The sequence below is a fragment of the Streptomyces sp. CNT360 genome (genome assembly GCF_000424785.1).
The window spans coordinates 1-14,095 of sequence record NZ_KE384244.1 but is presented as its reverse complement, the minus strand read 5'-3'; the positions used below and the strand labels follow the sequence as shown (position 1 = coordinate 14,095).

The following is a 14,095-nucleotide window of genomic DNA, read 5'->3' as shown; positions in this document are numbered from 1 at the left end:
GGCGTCCGTCACTCTCGCGGGTAGATTTGTGACCGTTGCCGACCGACGACCCAGGAGAGGCTGGCCGTGGCTGATCTGTCTCAGCTCGTGAAGGCGTACGACGTGCGCGGTGTGGTGCCGGACCAGTGGGACGAGGGGACCGCCGAACTGTTCGGCGCCGCCTTCGTCCGCGTCACCGAGGCCCGCTCCGTCGTCGTCGGGCACGACATGCGGCCCTCCTCGCCCGGGCTCGCGCGCGCCTTCGGGCAGGGCGCCGCGTCCCAGGGGGCCGACGTGACCGAGATCGGCCTGTGCTCGACCGACCAGCTCTACTTCGCCAGCGGTCATCTCGACATGGCCGGTGCCATGTTCACCGCCAGCCACAACCCGGCCCGGTACAACGGCATCAAGATGTGCCGCCCCGGCGCCGCCCCCGTGGGCGAGGACAGCGGGCTCGCCGACATCCGTGCCCTGGTCGAGCAGTGGCTGGACGCGGGCGGCACCGCGCCGACGGGCGACCGGCCCCAAGGGACCGTCACCCGGCGGGATATGCTGGAGGACTACGCGGCGTATCTGCGCTCCCTGGTCGACCTGACCAGCATCCGCCCGCTCAAGGTCGTGGTGGACGCCGGCAACGGCATGGGCGGGCACACGGTGCCGACCGTGCTGGCGGGGCTGCCGGTGGAACTGGACGCCATGTACTTCCAGCTCGACGGCACCTTCCCCAACCACGAGGCCAATCCGCTCGATCCGAAGAACATCGTCGACCTGCGGCACCGGGTGGTCCAGACCGGCGCCGACATCGGCCTGGCCTTCGACGGCGACGCCGACCGCTGCTTCGTCGTCGACGAGCGGGGCGAGCCGGTCCCGCCGTCCGCCATCTGCGCGCTGGTGGCCGCCCGCGAGCTGGCCAAGGCGCCGGGCGCCACGGTCATCCACAACCTGATCACCTCACGGGCCGTGCCCGAGGTGATCAGGGAGAGCGGCGGACGTCCCGTACGCACCCGCGTCGGGCACTCCTTCATCAAGGCCGAAATGGCCCGCACCGGCGCCATCTTCGGCGGGGAGCACTCGGCCCACTACTACTTCCGCGACTTCTGGAACGCCGACACCGGAATGCTGGCCGCCCTGCACGTCCTGGCGGCGCTCGGCGGCCAGGAGCGCACGCTCTCCCAGCTCGTCGCCCACTACGACCGCTACCCCTCCTCGGGCGAGATCAACAGCACCGTCGAGGACCAGTTCAACCGGACCAGCGCCGTCAAGGCCGCCTACGCGGGTCTCGACGACGTCACCGTCGAGGAGCTCGACGGGCTGAGCGTCACCGGGGTCAACTGGTGGTTCAACCTGCGCCCTTCCAACACCGAGCCGCTGCTGCGCCTGAACGTCGAAGGGTGCGACACCGACACGGTCGAGCGCATCCGTGACGAGGTGCTGTCCATCGTGCGCGCGGAGGCCGTAAGGGACACGGAGGCCTGAGAGGCACCCCGTCCCGGAGGCGAGCGCCCGGCCGCCTCGCGCCCGGCGTCGAGGCCCGGCCGGTGTCCCTTCCCGACAGGCGCCCCTGGCATGCCCTGCCGCCACCGGCGGTACCCTGGCGGCACGAACCGCAGACAACGGCACAGTCCGCAGTTCGCAGCCGCGCCCGCACCTGGAGGAACACATGCCGCTCGAAGCCGGTCTCCTGGAGATCCTCGCCTGCCCGGCGTGCCACGCGCCGCTGCGTGAGGAGGGCGACGAGCTGCTGTGCACCGGGGGCGCGGAGTGCGGACTGGTGTACCCGGTGCGTGACGGCATCCCCGTCCTGCTCGTGGACGAGGCCCGCCGCCCCGCCTGACCCGACGGTCTGCCGGCCGGAACGCTCGTGCCGGGAAGGTACCGGGCTTCGGCCGGGCGAAGGCCCGCCGGAAGGTACCGGAAGCCGATCGGAGGCTACGGAAGATGCTCGACGAGACGCTCCTCGACGCCCCCGAGGCCCTGGCCCGCGCCGACGCCCGCGGCCTGCTGCGCGGCGCCGCACAGGCAGGGGCCCGCGTCCGTACGGGGATGCGCCACGCGACCGAAGCCGGTCTGGAGGGGCTGCGGCCCGAGGGGCGGCCCCGTGCGCTGCTCGTCGCCGGCCCGGGCCCGGCCACCGCCTGCGCCGCCGACCTGCTCGGCGCCCTCACCGGCGGCGCCGTTCCCGTCACCACGCTGCGCCCCCTGGGAGCGCACGCCGCCACCGGAGCGCTGCGCTGGCCGCTGCCCGGCTGGGCGGGTTCGGTCGACCTGCTCCTGCTGGTCACACCCGACGGTACGGAGCCCGGACTGACCGCACTGGTGGAGCAGGCCTACCGGCGAGGCTGCAGCGTCGTCGCCGTCACCCCGCAGGGGGCCCCGCTTGCCGAGGCCATGGGGGAGACCCGCGGGCTCGCCGTGCCGCTGGCGCCGGGCCCCTACGAGATCCACTCCTCCCCTGACGTCCCCGAGCACCCTGCGGACGCCGGTACCCGGCACGCGGAACCCAGGGACGTCGGCGGTCCGGAGCGGGCGGACGGGAACGGCATGCCAGGCCGTGCGGACGGGAACGGCGGTCGCGGGCAGGCCGACGACGGTCCGGCTGCGCCCGCCGGGCGACCTGTCGGCGCACCCGGCACCTTCTGGGCCCTGCTCACCCCGCTGCTGCTGCTCACCGACCGGCTGGGGCTGACACAGAGCGGACCGTCAGCCCTCACCGCGCTCGCCGACCGGCTCGACCAGGTCGCCGAACGGTGCGGTCCCGCGATCGCCCCCTACAGCAATCCGGCCAAGACGCTGGCCGCGGAACTGGCCGACGCGCTCCCGCTGTTGTGGAGCGAGGGCGGTGTCGCCGGTGCCGCGGCCCGCCACTGGGCGACCCTGCTGGCGGCGCTGCCCGGCAGGCCCGCCCTGTCCGCGGAACTGCCCGAGGCCATGACGACCCACGGGGCGCTGCTGGCCGGCCCGTACGCCGCCGCTACCGGATCGGACGACTTCTTCCGCGACCGTGTCGAGGAACCCGAGACCCTGCGGCCCCGCGTGGTCCTGCTACGTGAGGCGGCACCCGACACCGACTCCGCCACCGTGGCGGCGCGGGACCTGGCCTACGCGCACGACGCCCCGCTCAGCGAGTTGGAACCGGCCGAGGGCAGCAGCCCCCTCGAAGCGGCCGCCGAACTGATCGCCACAGCCGATTTCGCCGCCGTCTACCTCACCCTCGCCGACACCGACTCCCCTTGGGCGTGATCCGCACCGCGCCGGCACAGTGACGTGCCGGCGCGCCAGTACGCCCGTCTGCCCCCGCCCCGTCAGCCCCGCCCGTCCCTCAGCACGACAGGAACGCACACCCCATGGATCGTCTGGAGAACACCGTCAGGCCGTACGCCTGGGGGTCCACCACCGCCCTGCCCGCACTGCTCGGCGAAGCTCCCACCGGTGAGCCCCAGGCCGAACTGTGGATGGGTGCCCACCCGGGCGCACCCTCCCTGGTCGAGCGGGGTGCGGGCCCGCAGCCGCTGTCCGAGGTGATCGCGGCCGACCCGCGGGGCGAACTGGGTGACCGTGCCGTGGAGACGTACGGGCCCCGGCTGCCGTTCCTGCTGAAGCTGCTCGCGGCAGCCTCCCCGCTCTCCCTCCAGGTGCACCCCGACAGCACCCAGGCGGCAGCCGGTCACGCCGACGAGGAGAAGCGCGGCGTCCCCCTGGACGCGCCGCACCGCAACTACAAGGACGCCAGCCACAAGCCCGAGCTGATCTGCGCCCTCACCGTGTTCGAGGGACTGTGCGGCTTCCGGCACCCGCACGAGGCGGCCGCGCTGCTGGAAGGACTCGGCGTCGACGGCCTCAAGCCCTACGCCGACATCCTGCGCGCCCACCCGGAGACCGACGCGCTGCGCGAGGTCCTCACCGCCCTGCTGACGGCCGACGCCGACGAGATGGCCGCCACGGTCGCCGCCGCCGCCGAGGCGGCCGAGACGGCGGCGGAAACCTCGGCGGAAGGCCGTGCGGCGTACGGCGTCTACGCAGGCATCGCGCGGCACTACCCCGGCGACCCCGGCGTCCTCGCCGCCATGCTCCTCAACCACGTCGTACTGCGCCCCGGAGAGGCGCTGTTCCTCGCCGCGGGCGTCCCGCACGCCTACCTCGACGGGCTCGGCGTGGAGATCATGGCCAACTCCGACAACGTGCTGCGCTGCGGGCTGACCCCCAAGCACGTCGACGTGCCCGAACTGCTGCGCGTCGTCCGCTTCGAACCCACCGAGCCGGGCGTCCTGCGCCCCGAGGCGGACGGCACGACAGGCGAGGAGGTCTACGAGACACCCGTCGGCGAGTTCCGGCTCTCCCGCTTCACCCTCGTACCCGGTGCCGCCCCGCACACCCTGCGCGCACCGGCCGCACAGATCCTGCTCTGCACGGCCGGCACGGCCCTGCTGCAGGGGCAGTCCGGCGGCGCGGCACAGGACCTCTCGCTGACCGCGGGCCGCTCCGCGTACGTACCCGCCGGGGAAGAAGTACGCCTCACCGGTGACGGTACGCTCTTCCGCGCCACTGTGGCCGTCTGACCGGGCGGCCACACCCGCAGCAGGAAGGACCCGGAAGACGTGAGTGCATCAGGCGGAACGAGGGCGATCGTCGCCGCGCTGGGCGCCAACCTGGCCATCGCCGTCGCCAAGTTCGTGGCGGCGGCCTTCAGCGGTTCGGCCTCGATGCTGGCGGAAGGCGTCCACTCGGTCGCCGACTCGGGGAACCAGGCGCTCCTCCTGCTCGGCGGCAAGAAGGCCAAGAAGGAGGCCAGCGAGGAGCACCCCTTCGGCTACGGCCGGGAGCGCTACATCTACGGATTCCTCGTCTCCATCGTCCTGTTCACCGTCGGTGGCGTTTTCGCGCTCTACGAGGGCTACGAAAAGATCGCTCACCCACACGAAGTCGAGCACTGGTACTGGCCGGTGGGCGTTCTCCTCTTCGCGGTCGTCGCGGAGGGTTTCTCCTTCCGGACAGCCGTCAAGGAATCCGACGCGCTGCGTGGCGGGCTCACCTGGGGACAGTTCATCCGCCGCGCCAAGGCTCCTGAACTCCCGGTCGTCCTCCTGGAGGACTTCGGCGCCCTCATCGGTCTGGTCCTCGCCCTCGGGGGCGTCGGCCTCGCCCTGCTGACCGGGAACGGCGTGTGGGACGGCGTCGGCACCATGTGCATCGGCGCACTGCTCGTCGTCATCGCGCTGGTGCTCGCCGTCGAGACCAAGTCCCTGCTGCTGGGGGAGTCCGCCGACCCCGCCGAGCGCGACAGGATCCGCGCGGCGCTCGTGGACGGCGACACCGTCACCCGGGTCATCCACATGCGCACCCTGCACCTCGGTCCGGAGGAGCTGTTGGTCGCCGCGAAGATCGCCGTCCAGCACGACGACACGGCTGCCCAGGTCGCTCGTGCCATCGACGCCGCCGAGCAGCGCATCCGCGAGACCGTACCGATCGCCCGCGTCATCTACCTGGAACCCGACATCTACCGCGCCCCGGGCACGGAACCGGACACGGAGCCGGAGGCGGACGCGGAGCCGACGCCGGAGGGCACGTCGGAGCCGCAGCAGCCGGTTTGAAGCGGCACGGCTGATGCAGCCTCCGGCTGATATGGCACGGCTGATGGTGCAGCTCCGGCTGACACGGCACGGCTGATGCAGCTCCCGCTGATACGAAGGGGCCCGCTCCGCGCCTGCGGAGCGGGCCCTCGCCGTCGGCCGGAAACCGTCCTCCGGGACGCCCCTGCTGTCCCGAGGGGTGAACGGAAACCGCGGTCGGCGGACTCACTCGATCTCGCCGAGCACCCCCAGAACCGCACCCTTGCCGTCGGCCGTCAACAGCCGCTCACGGAAGGCCGGATCCACCAGCTTGCGGGACAGCAGCGCGAGGAGCCGCAGATGCTCGTCCCCGGCGGCCGCCTCCGGTACGGCGATCATGAAGACCAGCCGCGCCCTGGTGCCGTCCGGCGCACCCCACTCGAGGCCCTCCGCGGACCGCCCGAACCCGACCACAGGCGCGCTCACCGCGTCCGTCTTCGCATGCGGAACGGCGATCCCCTCGCCGAGCCCTGTCGTGCCCTGCTCCTCGCGGGCGAACGCGGCCCTCACCAGCGCCTCGGCGTCCACGACTTTGCCGCTGCGACCCAGCACCACGGCCATCTCCCGGATGCCGGCCTCCTTGTCGGCCGCGGCGAGCTGTTCGGCAACGGTGTCCGCGGAGAGGTACCCCGAGAGCACCTCTCCCTCGTGTCCCTCGCGTTGCGGAGCGGCCGAAGTGTCGGCCCCCGGACGATCCTGGGTGCCCTCCTCCACGGCACCGTCCGGCGACGTCACCTCCCCGTCGGCGCTCGCCTGCCGCGGCACAGCCGCCTGCTCCCGCCCGCCGGACGCCTCCGCCCCGGTCACCCTGCCTGTGCTCCCCGTACCGCTGCTCCCCGTACTGCCGCTGTCGGCAACGGCGCCGCTGTCGCCCGCACTGCCGCGACGGGCGCCGCTGTCGCCCGTGCTGCTGCCCGCAGCGACCGCACCGGCTGCCGCGGGCACGCTCGCGCTGACGACCGTCTCTGTGCCGCCGCCGGTCTCCGCATGCGCGCCAGAGGTCTGCTCCTGCCCGTCGACTGTGCGGTCTGCGCTCACCTCGACAGCTCGGTCCGCGTCGACGGGGCGACCCGTGTCGACGGCCCGCTCCTCGCGGCGCGCCTGCAGCGCCACCAGCCCGGCGGTCGTCAATCCCGTGACGGCGGCGCCCACGACGACGGCCACGAAGAACATGGCGATGCCGTCGACCGCCCCGAGCACCGCCACGATCGGCCCACCGTGCGGCACGTTGTCCCCCACGGCCGCCAGACCGGCGATACTGCCGGCCACCGCACCGCCGAGCATGTTCGCCGGGATGACCCGCGCGGGCCGTGCTGCAGCGAACGGGATGGCACCTTCCGTGATGCCGAAGAACCCCATGAACAGTGCCGCCAGACCGGTCTCCCGCTCCTGGTCCGAGTAGAGCCTGCGCTGCACCAGAGTGGCCAGCCCCTGGCCCAGCGGCGGCACCGGGATGGCCGCCGCACACATGCCCATCACCTCGGGGCTCTTGGAGACCAGCCCGGTGCCGAACAGGAACGCTGTCTTGTTGACGGGGCCGCCCATGTCGAACGCGATCATCAGACCGAGCACCACGCCCAGCAGCGCAGCACTCGCCCCCGTCATGCTGCCCAGGAAGTCCGTCAGGTTCTCGAAGACCCACGAGATGGGCTTCCCGATGACGTAGATGAAGAACAGTCCGAGCGCGGACGTCGACACGATGGGGATCACGATGATCGGCATGATCGGCCGTACGAACCGGGAGACCGGTATCAGCTTGATCCAGCGGACCAGATAGCCCGCGAGGAAACCGGTCACGATCGCGCCGATGAAGCCGGCCCCGGACTTGGAGTCGTACAGCTCACCGGTGTTGGCTATCCAGCCGCCGATCATCCCGGGCACCAGCGCGGGACGGTCCCCGATGGCGTAGGCGATGTAGCCGGACAGGACCGGCACCATCAGCGTGAACCCGATGGTGCCGATGTCGTTGACGTGCTTCCAGAAGCTCCCGTCCGGGATCACCAGCCCGCCGTCGGCCTGCGGATGGCCGCCCAGCGCGAGCGAGACGGCGATCAGCAGCCCTCCGACGACCACGAACGGGATCATGTACGAGACGCCGTTCATCAGCGCCTTGTAACCGACGCTGCGCTCCCGGCTCTTCGCCCCTGCGGGCCCTGACGCACCACCTGCGCCGGTACCGGACCCGCCCCCGGTGCCTGAGCCGCTGCCCCCGCCCCGGCCGGTCCGTCCGCTCCCGGCACCGACCGGCCCGGACGCGTCCGCGCTGCGCTCGCTGCCCGTGGCGGAGGAGGCGGAGGCCCCGCCGGGGTGGACGGGCGCCTCGCGTACGCGGTCGATGAGCCCGTCCGGATCGCTGATGCCTTCCGCGACGCCGACGAAGAGAACCCGCTTGCCGGCGAACCGGCTCAGGTCCACGTCCTTGTCGGCGGCGACGATGATGCCGTCAGCGGTGTTGACATCGTTGTCGGAGAGTACGTTCTCAGCCCCGATGGAGCCTTGTGTCTCCACCTTCATGGCGATGCCTCGCGCCTCGGCCGCCTGGGTCAGTTTCTCCGCCGCCATGTACGTGTGCGCGATGCCGGTGGGGCACGCGGTCACGCCCAGCAGTTTCCGTCCCGCCTCGGACGGGGGCGCCGCTCCGTCCCGGGAACCGGTAGGACTGGTCACGTAGGCACTCCTAGTTCAGCCAGTGTGTGGGGGTTGCGCTCTCACGCATTCTTACGTCTCATGCCACGCCGCAACGACGGCCTCACGCCGTTCCCGTGGCCGCCGCAGCTGTGGGCCGCGAGCCCCGGGCACAGCGCCGACGGGCCGCAGCCGCGCCGGATCCGCAACCGGCACACCGCAACCGCGACCGGCACCGTAGCCGCGCCCGGAGCTCCGGCCGCGACCGGAGCCGCAGTCGCGACCGGATCCGGCGAGCGCGGCCACAGCCGTGGCGGGAGCGAAGCGATCCGGGCCACTGTCGCGTCATCTTTGTCATCCGCGTCACCGTCGTGGTCGCCATGGCGGTCGTTGTCCCGGAGACCGCATCGTGCACGGAACCAGCGCAGCGCACAAGAACTCAAGCGGCCGAAAACCGACCCCGGGGCGCCCTTGCTGTTCGCGGCGCCGATCCGGTCCCCTGGACAGGCGGTGTAGATTCGTATGGTCAGACGTCGCTGCTGATGGCGGTCGGGAGAGCCCGCACGGCGGGCCACCGAGGGAGAGAGGGCCTCCGACGGACTGAGCTGCGAGCAGGGGACGGGTATGTCCGGCGACGATGCGCGCTGTGCGCTGTCGGACCATCGCCACCCCGCGCCGCAGCACGGACCAGTCACCTCAACCCCGACATCGAGGAGCAGCTCGCACATGACGACGACCTCCACGACCGGCCAGGACTTCAAGGTCGCGGACCTCTCGCTGGCCGCCTTCGGCCGCAAGGAGATCACGCTGGCCGAGCACGAGATGCCCGGCCTGATGGCGATCCGCAGGGAGTACGCCGCGGACAAGCCGCTGGCCGGCGCCCGCGTCACCGGCTCCCTGCACATGACCGTACAGACGGCCGTGCTCATCGAAACCCTTGTCGCCCTGGGCGCGGAGGTCCGCTGGGCCTCCTGCAACATCTTCTCCACCCAGGACCACGCCGCCGCCGCCGTCGCCGTCGGCCGCGACGGCACGCCGGACAACCCGCAGGGCGTCCCGGTCTTCGCCTGGAAGGGCGAGACCCTGGAGGAGTACTGGTGGTGCACGGAGCAGGCCCTCACCTGGCCGAACACGCCCACCGGCGGCCCGAACATGATCCTTGACGACGGTGGCGACGCCACCCTCCTCGTCCACAAGGGCGTCGAGTACGAGAAGGCCGGAGCGGCCCCCTCCGTCGACACCGCTGAGAACGACGAGCACCGCGTCATCCTCCAACTCCTCAACCGGACCCTCTCCGAGAACGCCCGGAAGTGGACGCAGCTCGCCTCGGAGATCCGCGGCGTCACGGAGGAGACCACCACCGGCGTCCACCGCCTCTACGAGATGCACCAGGCGGGATCGCTGCTCTTCCCGGCGATCAACGTCAACGACTCCGTCACCAAGTCGAAGTTCGACAACAAGTACGGCTGCCGCCACTCCTTGGTCGACGGCATCAACCGGGCCACCGACGTCCTTATCGGCGGCAAGGTCGCCCTCGTCTGCGGCTACGGCGACGTCGGCAAGGGCTGCGCCGAGTCCCTGCGCGGCCAGGGCGCCCGCGTCCTGATCACCGAGGTCGACCCGATCTGCGCCCTGCAGGCGGCGATGGACGGCTACCAGGTGGTGACCCTGGACGACGCGGTCGAGACCGCCGACATCTTCGTCACCACCACGGGCAACAAGGACATCATCATGGCCTCGGACATGGCCAAGATGAAGCACCAGGCCATCGTCGGCAACATCGGTCACTTCGACAACGAGATCGACATGGCCGGCCTCGCCGCCATCGACGGCATCGTCAAGGACGAGGTCAAGCCGCAGGTCCACACCTGGACCTGGCCGGACGGCAAGACCCTCATCGTCCTGTCCGAGGGCCGCCTGCTGAACCTGGGCAACGCCACGGGGCACCCCTCCTTCGTGATGTCCAACAGCTTCGCGAACCAGACGATCGCCCAGATCGAGCTGTTCACCAAGCCCGAGTCGTACCCGACCGACGTCTACGTGCTCCCCAAGCACCTCGACGAGAAGGTCGCCCGTCTCCACCTCGACGCCCTCGGCGTCAAGCTGACCACGCTCCGCCCGGAGCAGGCCGCCTACATCGGCGTCCCCGTCGAGGGCCCGTACAAGCCGGACCACTACCGGTACTGACCGGCAAGCCGTCGGGTCGGCCGCTTGGTCGGCCCGACGGCCGACGGACCCTTTGGCCAGGCGGCTCGGCCCGCTGACCGGCCGTCCGGCCGTCCGGCCGGTCGGTCAACCGGTCGATCGTCTGTCCGGAGGGCCGGTCAGGCGGGCCCCGGCGTCTGATGGCCCGGCCTTCCGGCCCAGCCGAACGGTCGAGCTCTCCGGGCGCTGCGAGGTACTCCGGGGCGCCTCGGGAGTGAGGCCCCCGGATCCGCGATCGTGGCCTTCACGGTCGCTCGGGAACGTCGGCCGCGTGTCTGCGTGACCGCGTGGCTGCGTGACCGCTTCGGGAACGCATCCGGGACGGGCGCTCACGGAGCAGCGCTCAAAGCGGTTCGCGCCTCTGAACGAAGCGGCACGGCGGACGCACACTCCCGTCCGAGCCGGGGCGCTCTACCCTGGGCGGAAAGGGAGGCCGGTCGAGACCTGGCCTCCTCCTCTCGCTACCGGCGGGCACGGAACTGCTCTGTGACCGGGTTCTTCCCGCTCCCGTCCGGGCGAGAGACAACGTCACCGCCCGACTCTGGACGTCACCCATGCCCCGCGGCCGCTATTCGCTGCACGATCCGCACGACCACACCTTTCTCGGCGAAGAACACTTCCACTGCGCCACCGGTCCCTCCGGCTGGCGCTACGTCTCGCAACTCACCACCCCCACGGGCGACCACGCGGGCTCCGTCGACCTCACCCTCGACCAGCTCGGCCGCCCCCTCCGGCTCGAACTGCACGCCGCGAGCTGGCGGGTCCGGGGCGCGGCGCTGGAGGGCGTCACATGGGTGCGCAGCGACCCCGCAGGCGACCGGGCCCAGGAGGGCAACGTCGCCGCCCACTCCTTCACCGGGGCTTCCCCCGCATTTCTCGTCGCGACCTCCAGGCTGCTGCGGCCGGCCCCCGGCGACCGGGCCACCCGCGTACGCCTCGTCGCGTTCACACCCCCCGTTCTCGCGCCTCGTACCCTCGACCAGTCCTGGGCGCTGAGGAACAGCGAAGCACACGCCACTGACAGCGGCCCCCTTGTCGTGGAGAACTACCAGGTCAACGACCTGGAGACGGGGGAGCAGCACGCCGTTCACCTCGCCGGCGACGTCGTTCTGGCAGCGCCCGGCATCGAGTTGGAGGAACTTGAGTCTCCGCCGTCGACGTTCGCGGCGACGCCCGAATGACCTCACACGGCGACCCGTGCCACTCGCGAACCGTCAACCCCGTCGACCGGGAGCCGACCGTCCCGCAACAGGGCCGTGGTGCGGCCACCCGGGCCGCTCAGGTGGGCGGCACGAACCCGGTACCCGGGGAGGGCGGCGGCTTGGCCTCATGCCCGGCAGACGGAGACGGAGCATCGTTCTCCGCCACATCCCCGTCCGATGGAGCACCCTCGCCGACGGCATCCGGCCCGTGCCCACCGGCCTCGGGCTGTTGCTGCAGGGAGACAGGGCTGACAGCGGCGTCGGCCCCGAAGAGGGGGCGCCCCGCCTCCCGTCGTTGCCGTTCGGCCACCACGCCCGCCAGGTAGACGGCGGCGGACAGTTCCGGCGGCGCCGGGACACCGGTGCATGCCCGCACATCGCCTGCCAGCCGCTCCGAGAGCGACGCGCTCACAGCGGGGTCGAGCTGATCGGCGCGCATCAAGAACTGCCGTACTCCCAGCCACAGGGGATCGGGAATGTGCGAGAGATCCAACTCGGCGAACCGTCCCACCAGCCACGGTGGTGGAGGCGGCACCGTCATCCCCTTCGGCACCGGCACGCGCTCCCGCACCACCAGCGTTCCCGCGAACACGTCACCGAGACGACGCCCGCGTGCAGAGACGAGCGAGGCCACACAGGCAACGAGCCCGAACAGCAACTGGATCTCCACCACGCCGATCGCCCCGCGCACCAGCGCGTGGCGGAAACGGATCGGTCCGCCGTCCTCGCGCACGACCCGGAGCCCGGCCGCCAGCTTCCCCACCGAGCGGCCCTCGCTGAGCGTCTCGACCGCGATGGGTACGCCGACGAGCACCAGCAGGAACAGCCCCACCTGGATCGCCGCCAGAGCTGCCGCATCGAGCGAGGCCGTGGCCACGAACAGAGCGAGGGTCAATGCGAGGTAGACGACCCAGACGAGCAACAGGTCCAGACAGACGGCCAGGGCCCGGCTCGGCAACCGGGCAGGACGCAGCCCCAACACGACAGCGTCGCCAGTGACCAGCTCACTCACACTGCACCCCTCGTCGAACCCGTTCGCCCTGCTCCACGGAACGGTCTGCTCACGTTGACGAGCTTCTGCCTGAACGCCTGACAGCTCGCCTGCCTGCCCGTGCCAGGGTCGGCCCCCGTGCCGGTCCCAGTCTCGCCCAGGCACCGGACCTGCCGTACGACGGTCCGAGCCTCCGATACGACGATCTGCCAAGCTCTCTCCATGGACCTGGATGTGTTCGTCTCGGCCCACCGCGCCGAGTGGGACCGTTTGGACGCACTGCTGCGCCGCCACCGCCGCCTGTCCGGAGCGGAGGCGGACGAACTCGTCACGCTCTACCAGCGCACTGCCACCCACCTCTCCCAGGTCCGGTCGAGCGCACCGGATCCGGCCGTGACCGACCGGCTCACCCACCTTGTCGCACGGGCACGCAGCGCGGTCACGGGCGCCCGTACGGCCTCCTGGCGCGACGCTGCGCGCTTCTTCACCGCCGGCTTCCCCGCCGCTGTCTACCGGTCCCGCCACTGGTGGGTACCGACCGCCATGCTGTCCACCGTCATGGCCGCACTCATCGCCTGGTGGATCGGCACCCATCCGGAAGTGCGGTCCGCCATCGCCGCACCCGACGATCTGCGGGAGATGACGCGGCCGGGCGGCCAGTACGAGGCCTACTACTCCAGCCATCCCGCCACCTCCTTTGCGGCACAGGTGTGGACGAACAACGCCCAGGCTGCCGCCATCTGCCTCGTTTTCGGCGCGCTGCTGGGCCTTCCGGTGCTCTGGGTGCTCTTCCAGAACGTTCTCAACCTGGGCGTGGGCATCGGCCTCATGGGATCTGCCGGCCGCCTCGACACCTTCCTCGGACTGCTCCTTCCCCACGGACTCCTGGAGCTGACGGCTGTCTTCGTCGCCGCGGGGACCGGACTCCGTCTCGGCTGGACGGTCATCGATCCGGGACCGCGCAGCCGTCGCGCCGCCCTGGCGCAGGAAGGCCGGTCAGCGGTAGGCATGGCCATCGGACTGGCGGCAGTGCTTCTCGTGTCCGGGGTGATCGAAGCCTTCGTCACCCCTTCGAGCCTGCCCACCTGGGCTCGCGTCCTCATCGGGGTTCTTGCCGAACTGGGCTTCCTGATCTACGTCTACGGGGTGGGACGCCGGGCGGCGAAGTCGGGCGAAACGGGCGACATCGCGGCATCGGACCGCGCGGCGGAGCTGCCGGTCGCCGCATGATGTGCGTGAGGCGCCGTTGACCTGCTACTGTCCTCTCCGCCCCGGAAAAGCCGTTGCAGCGGCTCCCCGAGGGCAGTAGATTCGAACGGTTGCCCAGAGTTGGACAAACTCGATAGCACCAGTTAGTTTCTTCTTCGCCTCGACCCGAGAAAACCGGAAACGGAATTTTCGCGGAAGAAGCACCTCCGAACTCCGGTCAGATTTTGTCTGATAGAGTCGGGGACACCGAAAGGGCAAACGTCCGGAGAAGCCGGTGA

General features: G+C 71.3%; 10 protein-coding genes. 8 read left to right on the top strand and 2 right to left on the bottom strand.

Annotation, left to right across the window (positions count from 1 at the left end; genetic code table 11):
- Positions 1-66 precede the first annotated feature (66 nt).
- The 5 genes from H297_RS0127750 to H297_RS0127730 all read left to right on the top strand — a co-directional run bounded on the left by H297_RS0127750 (position 67) and on the right by H297_RS0127730 (position 5,567).
- Entirely contained in the window at positions 67-1,455 is a 1,389-nt protein-coding gene (locus H297_RS0127750) for a phosphomannomutase/phosphoglucomutase (RefSeq protein ID WP_027739709.1), read from the top strand.
- A 184-nt stretch (positions 1,456-1,639) separates the two neighbouring features.
- Positions 1,640-1,813: a Trm112 family protein gene (locus H297_RS42165; protein ID WP_078514689.1), complete on the top strand. Its 174-nt coding sequence runs from the start codon at positions 1,640-1,642 to the stop codon at positions 1,811-1,813.
- Positions 1,814-1,917: 104 nt separating this feature from the next.
- On the top strand, positions 1,918-3,219 hold the full coding sequence (locus tag H297_RS0127740; protein WP_027739708.1) for an SIS domain-containing protein: 1,302 nt from the start codon (positions 1,918-1,920) through the stop codon (positions 3,217-3,219).
- A 104-nt stretch (positions 3,220-3,323) separates the two neighbouring features.
- Positions 3,324-4,535, top strand: coding sequence for a mannose-6-phosphate isomerase, class I (gene manA, locus H297_RS0127735; RefSeq protein ID WP_027739707.1), 1,212 nt, complete (start codon positions 3,324-3,326; stop codon positions 4,533-4,535).
- Positions 4,536-4,574: 39 nt separating this feature from the next.
- A complete protein-coding gene (locus H297_RS0127730; protein ID WP_027739706.1) occupies positions 4,575-5,567 on the top strand; it encodes a cation diffusion facilitator family transporter in 993 nt (330 codons plus the stop codon).
- A 204-nt stretch (positions 5,568-5,771) separates the two neighbouring features.
- On the opposite strand, the gene H297_RS0127725 is transcribed toward H297_RS0127730, so the two are convergent.
- Complete coding sequence (locus H297_RS0127725) at positions 5,772-8,252, bottom strand: fructose-specific PTS transporter subunit EIIC (RefSeq protein ID WP_027739705.1); 2,481 nt, start codon at positions 8,250-8,252, stop codon at positions 5,772-5,774.
- A 684-nt stretch (positions 8,253-8,936) separates the two neighbouring features.
- Between H297_RS0127725 and ahcY the strand changes: the two genes are divergently transcribed.
- Together ahcY and H297_RS0127715 are read left to right on the top strand one after the other, a co-directional pair.
- Positions 8,937-10,397, top strand: a complete 1,461-nt coding sequence (gene ahcY / locus H297_RS0127720; protein ID WP_027739704.1) for an adenosylhomocysteinase — start codon at positions 8,937-8,939, stop codon at positions 10,395-10,397.
- 572 nt (positions 10,398-10,969) lie between these two features.
- Complete coding sequence (locus H297_RS0127715) at positions 10,970-11,596, top strand: hypothetical protein (RefSeq protein WP_027739703.1); 627 nt, start codon at positions 10,970-10,972, stop codon at positions 11,594-11,596.
- Positions 11,597-11,693: 97 nt separating this feature from the next.
- On the opposite strand, the gene H297_RS38780 is transcribed toward H297_RS0127715, so the two are convergent.
- Positions 11,694-12,629: an RDD family protein gene (locus H297_RS38780; protein WP_037795636.1), complete on the bottom strand. Its 936-nt coding sequence runs from the start codon at positions 12,627-12,629 to the stop codon at positions 11,694-11,696.
- A gap of 201 nt (positions 12,630-12,830) precedes the next feature.
- Between H297_RS38780 and H297_RS0127705 the strand changes: the two genes are divergently transcribed.
- Positions 12,831-13,838 carry a stage II sporulation protein M gene (locus H297_RS0127705; RefSeq protein ID WP_027739702.1) on the top strand — a complete coding sequence of 336 codons (1,008 nt, stop codon included), beginning with the start codon at positions 12,831-12,833 and terminating at the stop codon, positions 13,836-13,838.
- Positions 13,839-14,095: the final 257 nt, after the last annotated feature.

Bases quoted from the DNA above. Each gene is read 5' to 3' on its own strand.
- manA (WP_027739707.1), top strand. From the start codon at position 3,324: ATGGATCGTCTGGAGAACACCGTCAGGCCGTACGCCTGGGGGTCCACC.
- H297_RS0127705 (WP_027739702.1), top strand. From the start codon at position 12,831: ATGGACCTGGATGTGTTCGTCTCGGCCCACCGCGCCGAGTGGGACCGT.
- H297_RS0127715 (WP_027739703.1), top strand. From the start codon at position 10,970: ATGCCCCGCGGCCGCTATTCGCTGCACGATCCGCACGACCACACCTTT.
- H297_RS0127740 (WP_027739708.1), top strand. From the start codon at position 1,918: ATGCTCGACGAGACGCTCCTCGACGCCCCCGAGGCCCTGGCCCGCGCC.
- ahcY (WP_027739704.1), top strand. From the start codon at position 8,937: ATGACGACGACCTCCACGACCGGCCAGGACTTCAAGGTCGCGGACCTC.
- H297_RS42165 (WP_078514689.1), top strand. From the start codon at position 1,640: ATGCCGCTCGAAGCCGGTCTCCTGGAGATCCTCGCCTGCCCGGCGTGC.